The organism is Paenibacillus sp. AD87, from assembly GCF_001659845.1.
Taxonomy (GTDB): Bacteria; Bacillota; Bacilli; order Paenibacillales; family Paenibacillaceae; genus Paenibacillus; species Paenibacillus marchantiae.
In genome coordinates, this window is the sequence record NZ_LXQN01000007.1 from 2,984,928 (window position 1) to 2,998,853 (window position 13,926).

9 protein-coding genes are annotated in these 13,926 nt (G+C 45.2%); 3 read left to right on the forward strand and 6 right to left on the reverse strand.

All coding sequences use genetic code 11. The features are described 5' to 3' along the window. Positions 1 to 43 precede the first annotated feature (43 nt). Entirely contained in the window at positions 44 to 1,591 is a 1,548-nt protein-coding gene (locus tag gpAD87_RS12915) for a helix-turn-helix domain-containing protein (RefSeq protein WP_064638756.1), read from the forward strand. A gap of 70 nt (positions 1,592 to 1,661) precedes the next feature. Here the strand turns inward: gpAD87_RS12915 and gpAD87_RS12920 are convergent, their stop codons facing one another. The 3 genes from gpAD87_RS12920 to gpAD87_RS12930 all read right to left on the reverse strand — a co-directional run bounded on the left by gpAD87_RS12920 (position 1,662) and on the right by gpAD87_RS12930 (position 6,325). After that, a complete protein-coding gene (locus tag gpAD87_RS12920; protein WP_064638757.1) occupies positions 1,662 to 3,551 on the reverse strand; it encodes a beta-glucoside-specific PTS transporter subunit IIABC in 1,890 nt (629 codons plus the stop codon). Positions 3,552 to 3,765: 214 nt separating this feature from the next. Continuing rightward, positions 3,766 to 4,596, reverse strand: coding sequence for a BglG family transcription antiterminator LicT (gene licT, locus gpAD87_RS12925; RefSeq protein ID WP_064640898.1), 831 nt, complete (start codon positions 4,594 to 4,596; stop codon positions 3,766 to 3,768). Between the two features lie 286 nt (positions 4,597 to 4,882). Beyond that, entirely contained in the window at positions 4,883 to 6,325 is a 1,443-nt protein-coding gene (locus tag gpAD87_RS12930) for a 6-phospho-beta-glucosidase (RefSeq protein ID WP_064638758.1), read from the reverse strand. 853 nt (positions 6,326 to 7,178) lie between these two features. On the opposite strand from gpAD87_RS12930, the gene gpAD87_RS12935 reads away from it, so the two are divergent. Further along, positions 7,179 to 8,903 carry a cellulase family glycosylhydrolase gene (locus gpAD87_RS12935; protein WP_082935119.1) on the forward strand — a complete coding sequence of 575 codons (1,725 nt, stop codon included), beginning with the start codon at positions 7,179 to 7,181 and terminating at the stop codon, positions 8,901 to 8,903. Positions 8,904 to 9,040: 137 nt separating this feature from the next. On the opposite strand, the gene gpAD87_RS12940 is transcribed toward gpAD87_RS12935, so the two are convergent. Beyond that, the gene (locus gpAD87_RS12940) at positions 9,041 to 9,478 is read right to left on the reverse strand and encodes a hypothetical protein (RefSeq protein ID WP_064638760.1); all 438 of its coding nucleotides are present in this window, start codon (positions 9,476 to 9,478) and stop codon (positions 9,041 to 9,043) included. 396 nt (positions 9,479 to 9,874) lie between these two features. Here gpAD87_RS12940 and gpAD87_RS12945 point away from each other — a divergent pair, with 396 nt between their 5' ends. Next, on the forward strand, positions 9,875 to 10,303 hold the full coding sequence (locus gpAD87_RS12945; protein WP_231952539.1) for a hypothetical protein: 429 nt from the start codon (positions 9,875 to 9,877) through the stop codon (positions 10,301 to 10,303). A 105-nt stretch (positions 10,304 to 10,408) separates the two neighbouring features. Here gpAD87_RS12945 and gpAD87_RS12950 read toward each other — a convergent pair whose 3' ends face one another. Continuing rightward, positions 10,409 to 12,376 carry a sucrose-specific PTS transporter subunit IIBC gene (locus gpAD87_RS12950; protein WP_064638762.1) on the reverse strand — a complete coding sequence of 656 codons (1,968 nt, stop codon included), beginning with the start codon at positions 12,374 to 12,376 and terminating at the stop codon, positions 10,409 to 10,411. Between the two features lie 26 nt (positions 12,377 to 12,402). Next, entirely contained in the window at positions 12,403 to 13,878 is a 1,476-nt protein-coding gene (locus gpAD87_RS12955) for a glycoside hydrolase family 32 protein (protein ID WP_064638763.1), read from the reverse strand. Positions 13,879 to 13,926: the final 48 nt, after the last annotated feature.

The following is a 13,926-nucleotide window of genomic DNA, read 5'->3' on the forward strand; positions in this document are numbered from 1 at the left end:
TCCTGCCTGAAGAGCTTCTTTTCAGCTTTTGAGGAGGGATACCATGATTTCGCTGGTCTATATACTTACAGGGACATACTGCAATGCGATATCCGGTCCGTGTACAAAATCAATACACCGTCATACATTGATGATCATCACCGAAGGGCGTGGTAAAGTCCATTCCATGGATAAACAGACTGAGGTTATGCCAGGAAACTGCTTTCTATTTCATCCCGGTATGGAAGTGCAGCTTGAGAGTCTATCAGATCTTCCTCTGCAAGTATATAGCGTTGAATTCGAACCTCTGCCCGTGCCTGTTCAGGGTACGCCCCGAATGGCTGCATTAGCGCAAGGACAAGTATACCCTGAACATGTTTCTCGCATGATTCAATTGGTACACTTGCTGCATCCCGTGGAGGATCTTTGCGATGAAAAGGAAAACTACAGCAAACATGTGCTGTTTCAGGAATTGATTTTACTAGCCATGAAAGCCGACACGATGGATAAAGAACATCGCAGCATACAGGCCGTAGATACACTCCTTCAACGGTTGGAACAATCCGTTACACTTGACTATACTTTGGATCAACTTGCCGCAGAGACTGGGCTATCCACACGCCATTTTTCACGTCTTTTTCGTGAGCACACCGGACAGAGCCCTATCCAATATTTGAATGCCTTGCGAATGAATCGTGCCAAAAAACGTCTGCTGGAATCAAACGATTCGATTCAGGAAATTGCAGGACACATCGGATTCCGCGATCCTTTTCATTTCAGTCGCAGCTTCAAGCAATATACCGGTGTATCGCCGCGTTTATATATTCATTTAAGAAAGCATACAATGCGTGTCGCCTCCTTTCAGTTCCTGGGTGAGCTGCTGGCGCTCGGCATAACACCTATTGGTGCACCTTACCAATTGCTAGACTGCCGTTATTACCAGGGTCATGTGCGAGGTGTTCCTTCGATTGGAAATTCCGTGGTAACGCCATATATGGATAAGATATCGGAGCTGAAACCCGATCTCATCGTGACTTTTAACGGGCATCATTATGCCGAATACTCCAAAATTGCTCCTACACTGGATGTTCCCTGGTCCCTGCCCTTCTTTGAACGCTTTCGTCTTATTGCGGATTTGACTGGAAGGACATCTGTGGCAGAAGCCTGGATGGAAAGCTATATGAACAAGATCAAGGAAACCCAAAGAGTCTTGTCTCCTCTTCAAGATGGTGACCAAACAGTTTCATTCTTCTGGATGAGAGGACTTCCCGCTACCTTCCAGGTCTACTACGACGTAGGTGTGTTATATCGTGATTTGCAATTAAAACCACCTGCTCCGGTGCTGGCAGCCCAGCAAAATAAATCTCATCCGTTCAAAGAAGATATTCCTTTGGATCAATTGCATAAGTATGCGGGTGATCATCTCTTTATCGTTGTGTCGGGCGACCCGGAATCCATCCGACAGTTTGAACAGCTTGAACGCAGCAAGTATTGGCAGCAGCTTCCGGCAGTGCAGAACGGTCAGGTTTACCGTATGACGGAGGACTGGCTTCGGGAAGATCCAATCTCCATGATGGGACAGGTTCAGGATCTGATGAATTTGATTGGGTAACAGCAAAAAAAGCCGCGTCCACGTAAACAGAAAATGTTCTGTTCCACGTAGGACACGGCTTTTGTTATTTTTACTCTTGTTCCTGTCCCTTTCTTCCATACAGGGTAAGTAAAGGCTCTTGAACCCGAACTTGTCCCGTAGTCAAAGGAACCACTTCCTCATAATTCGCAGAATTCGTAACAATTATAGGGGTTACCGTATGATAACCAGCGGCCTTGATTGCAGCGATATCGAATTCCAGCAGCAAATCTCCTGCTTTAACCCGATCTCCTTCCTGAATATGTGATGTAAAGTGCTGACCATCGAGCTTGACGGTATCCACCCCAACATGAACCAAAATCTCCGCACCTGTATCCGATACAACAGCCAGGGCATGTTTCTTTTTGAAAGCCACGGTAATAGTACCGTCAAAAGGAGCAACGACTCGGCCAACTGCTGGCTCAATCGCAATGCCTTTGCCCATCGCGCCGGATGAAAATGCCGGATCTGGCACCTCAGTCAGTTCAACAATGGTTCCCTCAATCGGGCTAAGAACTTCTTGATCCAAGGAATCCGCTGTTCTTACTGATGCATTGGTGGATTCCGTGCTTTTTTCTTGTTCTTCCTCTTCCACCGGATCTTTGAATCCCATAATGTACGTCAATGCAGCCGAAACAACAAAGGATACACAGATCCCAAGAATCAGTCCAGGGAAGCCCTCTCCACCTGGTCCATAGAAGATAGGCAAAGTCAGTAATCCTGGAGCGCCCGAAGCAAATGCCTGAGTACCTGCCTGACCAATGATGGCCCCACCAACAGCACCCCCGATCACTCCTGCGATGAATGGACGTTTGAGTGGCAGAGTGACACCATAGATGGCAGGCTCGGTAATCCCGAACAAGGCCGTCAATGTCGATGAACCCGCCAGCGTTTTCAGCTTCTTATTTTTGGTTTTCAACATAACGCCGAATGCAGCTCCGGTCTGTGCGAAGATGGAAGCCGTCGCAGCCGGTTTGACACCATCGCGTCCATATACAGCAACGTTGTTAATAAATACGGGAATGAGTCCCCAATGAATTCCGAAAATAACGAGCAGCTGCCAGCTTGCACCCATAACTGCTCCTGCTAATAGAGGACTGAATCCAAAGGCGGCCACAAGTCCTGATGCAATGGCATTACCTACATATACTCCAAATGGACCGAATACGAGCAAGGTAAGAGGTACCATAATAACAAGCAAAAATAATGGAGTGACAAAATTTTTCACACTTTCGTGAAGAACTTTATTGAAGAATTTCTCCAATTTGCTCATAACGATGACTGCCAGAATAATAGGGATAACGGTAGATGAATAATTCATCAAAATGACAGGAATACCGAAGAAATCGGTTGGCGTTCCCTCCGCCTTGAGCGTGACGATGGAAGGATAGATTAATGCGCCAGCAATGGTCATTGCTACAAACATGTTACCCTGGAATTTGCGAGCGGTTGTAACCGCTAACAGCAAAGGTAAGAAATAAAACAGGCTGTCTGCTGCTGCAAATAAGATCTTATACGTGGTTTCCGTTGTTTCCAGCCAGCCGACATTGCTTGCAATGAGCAGCAGCCCTTTCAAAATACCAGCTCCCGCCATTACCCCTAGCAGCGGTGCGAAAATACTGGAAATTACATCGATAATGCCGCCTAAGCCTTTTGCGGACTTCTTCGGCTTTTCCTTTTCGGAAGAGTCATCCAAAATGTTGCTGATCTGACCAATGGCGCTGTAAACCTCAGGCACCTTATTGCCCACGACCACCTGAAACTGTCCCCCGTTTTCTTTGACTGCGATGATTCCTTCTGTCTTTTCCAGCTTGGCTTTGTCTGCCTTGGCATCATCCTTCAATACAAACCGCAAACGTGTTGCGCAATGTACCAGTGATACCACATTTTTTTCCCCGCCGACCAGCTCGACGATCTCTTTTGCGAGTTTTTCCTGACTCATGATGTGCACCCCCATATTTACTAAAACAGGCACCTTACCGATTTTTTTGCACGCAAAAAACCTAAGCCTTGAGTAAGATTTGGACACATTGGTCCTGCCTTCTCATGACTTAGGTTTTGCCTGCATAACCAGTAACAATCCCAGTTAAATCGTATTCAATTCCTGTTAATCTCATATTATTATGATTTAACCAAATTTGTCAACATTTTAATTATTATCGATTAACGACTCGTTCAATGTGGACGGTCAGATACAATTTCTCTTCGTTGGTGAGCTGATGGTTATATTCCTTGTTGACGAACATTTCGATTTTCTCCGTACATGCCGCCGCTTCCGGGTGCTTCTCTTTGATCATGTCGTAAAAGTGGTCATAATTGTTGTCATAATGCGTCCCGCTTAATACCCTCTGGGAGAAGAATTTCAGATGCGTAATGAAGCGAAAATAGCTGAGAGACTCTTCATCGAATTCCATCTTGAAGTGATATTTCGCTATATTAATAATCTGCTGAATAAACTTCGTGATGTTCATCGTTGTAATAACTTCTTCATTCATCTCCGCATTGACAACATGCAGGGCTATATACGCTGCTTCATCCGGTGGAAGCTCGATATTGAGTCTGGACTTGATCTGCTCCAGCGTTTTCAGACCCAGTCCAAACTCAGCCTTGTACAGCTGTTTGATTTCCCACATCAGTGCATTCTTGATTTCAACCCCTTCACGATATCGTTCAATCGCAAAGTTAATATGATCTGTTAGGGAAACGTAGATATTTTCATTCAGATTACGGCCCAGATTCTCTTTGGCGTAAGTAATAATTTCTTCCACAATTTCGATCAGTTCCATTGGCACTTCGCGCAGCAGCATTTTGAAATTGTCGGATGTCTGCTTGTTTTTAAGCGCAAATACTTTCTGGATGCGGGTCTCGTCTACTTTATCCCCGGGCTTTTTCTTAAAGGCAATCCCACGCCCCATCACTACAAGCTCTGCTCCATCCGCCTGATAGATGCTAATGACGTTATTGTTGATAACCTTTGCTATTTTCACTTCAATCCCCCCGTCACGGTCCACTCTCTTGGCAGTCATATATCGCCTTTTGGGCATACAAAAAAAACCTGAAGCATCACAAAATAAACAAGACATGTACGTCTGTTTTTTTGGTGCTTAGGTTTTGCCTACTTCAAGTAGTAACAATCCCAAAACGATATAATTGCGTCAAGTATAGCGCGAAGAGACACAAATGTCAACGCTTTCAACGAGGGAACAATCGGAAGTTCCATGAAAAGTGGTCCTTCCGATATGATCATGGAGAATGTCCCTGTTTTTTCCCTGCTTATTCCTGTTCTAAATTGCTGCCATCTGATTCAATCACATTTTTGTACCAATGGAAGCTCTTTTTCTTGATCCGCTTCAAGTCACCCTTACCTTCATTGTCACGGTCCACATAGATGTAACCATAGCGTTTTCTCATCTCTCCTGAAGAAGCGCTGACAATATCAATTGGCCCCCAGCTTGTATAACCAATGATCTCTACACCATCCTGAATAGCTTCACCCATCTCGGCAACATGGCGTTTCAGATAATCAATCCGGTACGCATCATCAACCTCACCTTCAGGGGTAACCACGTCATTGGCTCCAAATCCATTCTCTACAACAAACAGCGGTTTTTGATATCGGTCATGCAGTTGATTGGCTGTAATACGGATGCCTTTGGGATCAATCGTCCAGCCCCATTCCGATTTTGCCAAATATGGATTCGCTACAGAACCAAATACATTGCCGCTCGTCATGTTTTTGACGACTTCCGGGTCTGTGGAGGTTGTACGACTTGAATAATAACTAAATCCGATATAATCAACCGTATGGTTTTTCAGAATTTCCGCATCACCAGGCTGCATGTTAATACTCAACCCATGATCCTTGAAGAAACGTTTGGCATAACCCGGGTACTCTCCACGCGACTGAACATCAATGAAGAAATAAGACTCCCTGTCTTTCTCCATGCCCTGGAACACATCATCCGGATTACAGGTATAAGGATAAAAGCTTCCTGCCGCAAGCATACAGCCGATCATTGCGCCCGGGATGATCTCGTGACAGGCTTTAACCGCCAGTGCACTGGCCACCAATTGATGGTGCGCTGCCTGATACTGAATCTCTTTCACATGATCGCCATCCTTGAAGACCAGACCAGCACCAAGGAATGGCAGATGAAGCAGCATATTAATTTCATTGAACGTCATCCAGTATTTCACCTTGTCCTTGTAACGGCTGAATACGGTTTTCGCGTAGGTTTCGAACAGAGTCACCAACTCACGGCTTCTCCAGCTGCCATATTTCTCAATCAGATTAACCGGTACATCGAAGTGAGCAAGTGTTACTACAGGCTCGATACCATGCTTCAACAGTTCATCGAATAATCGATCATAAAATTGCAAACCCGCTTCATTCGGCTGTGCATCTTCTCCGGTTGGGAAAATCCGCGCCCAGGCAATGGACACACGCAGCGCTTTGAAGCCCATCTCGGCAAACAGCGCGATATCCTCGGGATAACGATGGTAGAAATCAATTGCTTCATGCGAAGGATAAAACTCGGTTTCCAGCGGGGTTAATGCAAGGACATTACCCTTCATGATGCTTCTGCGATTCTCTCCTGTCGGCAGCAAGTCAACAATGCTCAGCCCTTTGCCATCTTCCAGATATGCACCCTCTGCCTGATTGGCAGCAATGGCTCCACCCCACAAAAAGTCTTTTGGAAACTTAAAATTAGTCATCCGTATTCTCCTTCCAAATATGTAATTCTGTTATCCGCTCAAATCGCAAGAAACATTAATAAGACAAAATATTTAAGTTGAACTACACATTTACATCATAAACGGAGAGGACAGAAAAAATCTGGAGAAGCAAAGCTAAAAGCTTTCTGACAGAAAGCTGCTTCGGAAGCATACGCTTCGCCTTTATCGCCGGATTTTCCCTTTAAAAAGGGAATCAAAAAATCTGGGGATAACAGCGATCGGAAGATTGTTCTGGCTGCGCAGTGTCCAATGTAAAATCGTTTGTTCGTTCAACTTAAATACAAAAAACCCGAACCAGCCCGGATACACGTTGCAGTGTATACAAGCCAGCTCAGGTTATGCCCTTATCGGTAACATTCCCAGATCACAATTATGCGGATTGGATAAAACTTTAGCAAGAATTAGGGCCATTGTCAATTTAATAAGCGTGATATATATCCTGCATCTGCATGGAACGTTGTCCCTGCAACATACGAAGACGCATCGAATACTAAGCAAAGACTAGAAAGATCGGTAATCGATCTCAAGTAGAGTTCATGCTATTGTCCACGGAGGTTTTTCATGCAAAAAAACCTGTTTCGTGCACCACATATAATATTCCAAAATTGTCATAACCACTAATTTTTACATGAAATATTAACCAATTATACTGGTATTATCTTCTATTAAAGCATGATATATTTCAATTCAGAAAACGCTTTCAGTAATTTTGATTTGGAGGTGATCCGCGTTTTTAACAAGCTTACGGCTTGTTTTTTGTTGAGCTTTATTGCCAATCTTTGCAAGCATCCTATTTTAGTTCAACGATTATAACTCAAAGGAGAATATGTTAATGAAAAACAACCGCAAATCGGCTCTCTCACTCACGCTCGTGACTGCGATGATCCTGTCCCTCTTCTCATCCACCATTGCTTCTGCTGCTAATGATGACTCGATTCAGGCAAGTGCAGCCGCTGCTCCAACCAATATTCAGTCCTATGTTACTGCGATGGAGCCGGGCTGGAATCTGGGTAACTCGCTGGACGCTGTTGGTGCAGATGAGACGGCCTGGGGTAACCCGCTAATTACTCAGCAACTGATTCAAAATATCGCTAATCAAGGCTATAAGAGTATTCGTATTCCAGTGACCTGGCAAGCTCATATAGGTGGAGCTCCTAACTACACTATTGATACCGTTTACATGAACCGTGTACAACAGGTTGTAAACTGGGCGCTTGATGCCAATCTGTATGTCATGATCAATATCCATCACGATTCATGGCAGTGGATCAGCTATATGGAGAATGACCATGCCAATGTCCTTGCACGTTACAACTCTGCCTGGACTCAAATTGCCAACAAATTCAAAAACTCATCCACTAAGCTGATGTTCGAAAGTGTAAATGAACCTCGCTTCACCGAAGGTGGTACAACGAATACCGCTACAGCGTATGCTTTACTGGATGAGTTAAATGTATCTTTTCATAACATCGTGAGAGCATCCGGCGGCAACAATGCAACACGTCCATTGGTCCTCCCAACGATGCATACTTCTTCCGCTCAACCAGATCTCGATGCATTATCTCAGACAATTGCGAAATTAAATGACCCTAACATTATCGCTACCGTTCACTACTATGGTTTCTGGCCATTCAGTGTGAATATCGCAGGTTACACCAAATATAATGCTGAAGTGCAACAGGATATTACGACTACATTTGACCGAGTGTACAATGCATTCACAGCCAAAGGTATTCCGGTTATCGTCGGTGAGTATGGCTTACTCGGCTTTGATCAGCACACAGGTGTCATCGAGCAAGGTGAGAAACTGAAATTCTTCGAATTTATCGGCCAATACCTGCGTCAGAAACAGATGACCACCATGTTATGGGATAATGGACAGCATTTTGGCCGTACCAGCTTCACCTGGTCTGACCAGGATCTGTATAACACAATGAAAGCAAGCTGGACAGGTCGTTCCTCCACAGCTGAATCTGATCTGGTTTATCTGAAAAAAGGGGCTGCAATTCAGGATAAAACAGTAAAACTGAATCTCAATGGCAATACATTTAGCTCTCTTGCTAATGGCAGCACTACCCTTGTTCAAGGTACAGATTACACGATCAGTGGTGATGTGCTGACATTGAAATCAAGCCTGTTAACCAGACTGACCACCTCAGGCAATCTTGGGGTTAATGCCAAGTTGACCGTCAAATTCAACAAAGGTGCAAACTGGAACCTGAATATCATCAAGTATGACACGCCTAAACTGAGCAATGTAACGGGCACAACGAGCTCGTTTGCGATTCCCACTACCTTTAATGGCAATCAGTTGGCCACCATGGAAGCAACTTATACAAGTGGCGGAAACGCGGGTCCGCAAAACTGGACTTCATTCAAAGAATTTTCCTACGCTTTCAGTCCGAATTATAGTAGCAACGTCATTGAACTGAAACAAAACTTCTTCAACGAAACGAATAATGGAGAAGTCATTCTCAAGTTCCACTTCTGGAGCGGAGACGTAATTACGTACAAAATTACAAAGAATGGTTCCAGTGTTGTCGGAATCTCTTCCTAATTGGATTTTACAACTCAATCTACAGCATATTGGAATTCACGAAACGTTCTGTCCAGGGCAAGAGGCTCTGGGCAGAACGTTTTTCATTATTATCCTTGGTTAATCTGACTGGCGACGAGGACCCACTATCAGTGCCTTTACAATAAAAATGAAACATCTCCACTCCGGCTGTGAATGACATATGTTGCTCCCAGACCTTTATAAACAAGCCCAACAGGTGCCCTGTTGCTAGAAACGACATAGAGTTGTTGCGGACACAAGCTGCGACACAGCTCAATGTCCTGACAGCACTGCGGCAAGCTATTTTCGAATACAAAGGCGCTTTTTACTACAAATTCAAGCGGAAGCTGGTTACGGTCTGCCATTTCCTGAATGTAACGCACAGTAACTGCACCAAGCGATTGAAGTTGTTCCCCCTCTTCTTCACTGTGTACAAGCACGACAACTGCAAATCCTCTCTTCAGTAATACATCCACAAAATTCATTCCCGCCGCACCGTGTCCTGTCGAAACCACCATCATTGCTTCATCCATTGCCGCCAACCTCGCCTTCACATCAGATCCTGCAAATGCCATCTGGAGTACGTTATGTGCGAATCATAGTCCTCTGTCTACATCTCTGCAATTGAACGGTATTCGATTTCTGCACCGTTCTGATCGATTCCAGACAATCCAGGTGAGGATTTCTTGACTAATCTCCTCTTTACGCTGTCATGCGGCATGTTACTCGGTCTGTCATGAGCGGAAGAAAAAATCGAGTTATTCGAGTCCAAAACGAAGATATATCTCTTGTTAATCGCTTACATGTATGGATCCCAAACCAAAAATCGGAAAATCAGGCGTATATCCATTCCGGTAGATTTTACTTGAGCTGTGTTCAGTCGTAATATAATCGGCAGGATAACAAAAACAATAGAAACGATAAGGTGATTTTGCCTATGGAGGTTGAATTGTGTGATTGCAGACTGTGATGTGGAAATTCGAACGGAGATTCGTGTTGATACCCGGATTAGTTCCATGGAGATTATTCGGTACGATATGCGAAAATTACCTTTCATAGCGCGGGAACATTCATCCTGTTACTGCGGATTGTTCAAAATCTCATGCGGGAATGTTCATGGTTTTGCCGAATTTGAATTGCCTGTAGGCTCCCATCCCTCTGATCTGGTAAAATGGGCTTCGGTGTTCAGAGCTTTAAAAGGCATGAAACTGTCACAGGTCATTCAATATATCCAGAAGCATCAAGAGCTATGGGGAAATGAACGCATGCTTTTCCTGCATGAAGCCGTCAGCAATTTGCTTCTTAACCTGGAGCAAGCCAGCACATCTGATGTGATGTTAAACCGGGAAGAAATTCGTGCCTTTATGATGCAATACGCACTTACGTATTATTCTTTTTGATACCTTCCGTTTAGAAGAAAAGATACATAAAAATGCAAAGAAACCCTGGTGATATACACCGGGTCTTTTTGCATTTTTTAACCTGTCTTTTTCAAAAGTTTACGCTTATTGCGGTTCAGTAAATTTCACAACGATTAGTGCTTCTCCATTAGCTTGAACAGGGCCGGTCATCGTTGGCATCACCTGTTCGATCCTATCATTCCCATTCGGGATGAGCACAGGTGTAATCAACGGCAGCCCGGCAGCCTGTATCGCTTCCATGTCAAATTCAATCAAAAGTTGACCTGCGGTTACGGTGTCTCCGCTATTCACATATGCGGTAAAACCTTCACCCTTCAGTCCAACGGTATTAATTCCAATATGCACAAGCATCTGAACACCGGTTTCGTGTTCCAGGATTACGGCATGTTTGCTTTTATTCATCACATGAGCGATGACGCCGTCAAAAGGTGCAAATACGTTGCCCTCAGAAGGCTCGATAGCGATCCCTTCTCCCATATGCTTTTCCGAGAATGCAGGATCAGGAACCTGCTCCAAAGCAACAGCTGTGCCTGTGATCGGTGATGCAATTTCCAACAAATCTACCTTGGTGCGATGGTTAACGGCCTGGCTGGCAGAGGAGTTTGACTTTTGCGACAGAACTTCCGTCTTGCTCTCATCTCCAGCATTGCTCGGAACTTCCTCCGCAACCGGCTGATCCTTATATCCGAAGAACCAGGTAAGTGCAAATGCAATTCCCATGGCCACCACGTTGGACAAAATGTACAAAGGCAATTGACTGTTCAAATACAGCAGGGTGCCCGGAATAACCGTTACCGCCATACCTGTACCTTGCAAATGGAACAATGACGCGATAAATCCACCGACAGCGCCTCCGACAAGGCCCATGATAAACGGTTTCATATACCGCAAGTTAACCCCGAAGATAGCAGGTTCGGTAATCCCTAGAAATGCAGAGAATGACGAAGGCAGTGCGAGTGCTTTCAGCTTTGTATTTTTGGTCTTCAACCCCACCGCCAGACAAGCCGCTCCTTGCGCAGCCATAGCACAGGTAATAATCGCGTTGAACGGATTAAAGCCCGTTTTCTCCAGCAATTGAATCTCCAGAAAGTTAAAGATGTGATGTACACCGGTAACGACAATAATTTGATGGAAAAAACCAATAATAATGCCCGCAATACCAAATGGCAGTCCCAATACGGCTGTTGTTCCATGCAGAACCCACTCCTCCAGGGAATGGAAAACCGGACCAATCGCGAAGAGACCAAGTGTAATCATGACCGTCAGTGTAATAAAAGGGGTAAGAATTAAGTCGAGCGCCTCTGGCACGCGTCTTCTTAGAACCTTCTCAAACTTCGCTCCGATCAATCCGACGAAGAACGCAGGCAGTACGGAACCCTGATACCCGACCACCGGTATGAATCCGAACATATGCAGCGGTTGTGCTGATCCATCGGCCACAGCGTATGCATTCGGAAGCGCCGGATTCACAAGCATTAGACCCAAAACGATGCCGAGAACCGGACTCCCGCCAAACACGCGGAACGCAGACCAGGCTACAAGTGCAGGCAGAAATGCAAATGCCGTGTCCGTCAGGATTTGAGTAAATAATAAGAAATTGGGCGAAATCTCCTCCGGTGTTGCACCAAATAGCGATAGAATTTCATTTTGAGTGAGCAGCCCGCGCAGACCCATGAAGAGCCCCGTTGCGACCAGCACAGGAATAATCGGTACAAAAACGTCACCAAACGTGCGAATGGCCCGTTGAAAAGCATTGCCTTCCTTTTTTCCCTGACTCTTCACGTCTTCCTTGGAAGACCCTTCGATGCCCAGCTTCTCAACCTCTTCAAATATCCGGTTCACTGTTCCTGTTCCAAAAATGATCTGATACTGGCCCGAGTTGAAAAAGGCCCCTTTCACTTTGTCGATGTTCTCGACCTGCTTCTGATCAATCTTGTCCTTGTCATTCACCATGATCCGAAGACGTGTTGCACAGTGTGCAAATGATGCGATATTTTCTTTGCCCCCGATGGCACGAATAACGTCCTGGGCAATCTGCTGATTATCCGACATGGTTCTTCATTCCTCTCACGTTATATCTAATAATCCCATTTTGATGCCTGAAATCCTGCCTTGCCTTCATGTGCAAAGAAGCGAATCTCCACACTTTCCTTGCTTGGGAAGATACGGCTTGTGAATACCTCTTCTCCATCATTGACAAAGATCTCAACAGAAGAAGAATCCACAAAGATATGGAACTTAAGCACGTCTGCATTCAATGCGCAGCGCCGAATATTCCCGTTCTGATCCGCGAGCGTGGCGCCTGACTGCGAACGATTCAGGGTTACTTTCTGAGTCAACCGATCATACTGCAACACGGTCTTCTCTTCTGCACTCGCCCGCAATTCAATGCCTACAACCTCTGCGTCAAAATTACGGATTTCACATTCCAATTCATAAGCCATTCCAGCAAAGTCTGCGAAAGATCGAGTCTCATGATCCATTGTGAATTCCATGTGAGTCCCTTCAGAATCCCCACGCAGCTTCACCATTTCAAAGACTGGCTGCTGAATTAATTTCCCCTCCCGGAGTGACAACTGCCGCGGAATTGTTAGGCAATGTGCCCATCCACTCTTATCTGTCGGATACTCCAAATCGGGAAGTCCCATCCAGCCCACCAAAATTCGTCTTCCATCTGGCGCCTGCATCGTCTGCGGGGCATAAAAGTCAAATCCACGATCCAGCTCCTGAAATGAACCATGTTCGAAGTGCCTTGTCTGAAGATCCAGTGGTTCGCCAATCAGATAGCCCGACTGAAAAATGTTCTGATACTCATCTCCCTGACTCTCTATTCCCTGCGGCGAAAAGATCAGCACACCCTTACCCTGCATCTCCATATAATCGGGGCACTCCCACATGTAGCCAAAGTTAGGTAGCCCAGTATGAATCTCTCCAAGAAACGTCCAGTTTCTGAGATCTGACGAGCGATATAATACGGTGCATCCCTTTTCATCTACACGCTGGGCTCCAATCACACAATAATACGTGTCACCCTGCTGCCAAGCCTTGGGGTCTCTGAAATGTTCCGTGTAACCAGAAGGTACTTCAGAAATCACAGGTTGATGAACTTTGGTTATTGAACCGCTTTCATGCATAATCGCCAGACACTGATACGGATGCCTGATCCAGTCCTCATCTCTTGTATTACCTGTGTATAGCAGATTGAGCTGGCCATCTTTTTCAATAGCACTGCCCGAATATGCCCCGTGTGAATCATATGTGTCGCCCGGCTCGATTCCGATTCCGACTTCTTCCCAGTGCACCAGATCCGTTGAACGGGTATGGTACCAATACTTCATTCCATGCTCGGTCCCGAGCGGGAACCACTGATAGAACAGATGATAATATCCCTGATAATAAGAGAATCCGTTAGGATCGTTAAGAAGTCCGGTTATCGGCTGGATATGGTAATGCTGTCTCCACGGACAAGCAGAGATCAAAGCTTCCAGCTTGCCTATTTCTCCAGGCTCTGCCTGCTCGATTCGTCTGTAGCGTTGCTCTCTAGTCATTTTCATAAAAAGTGTTCTCCATCCTAGCTAATATAAATTAGAGCAAGAAATTTT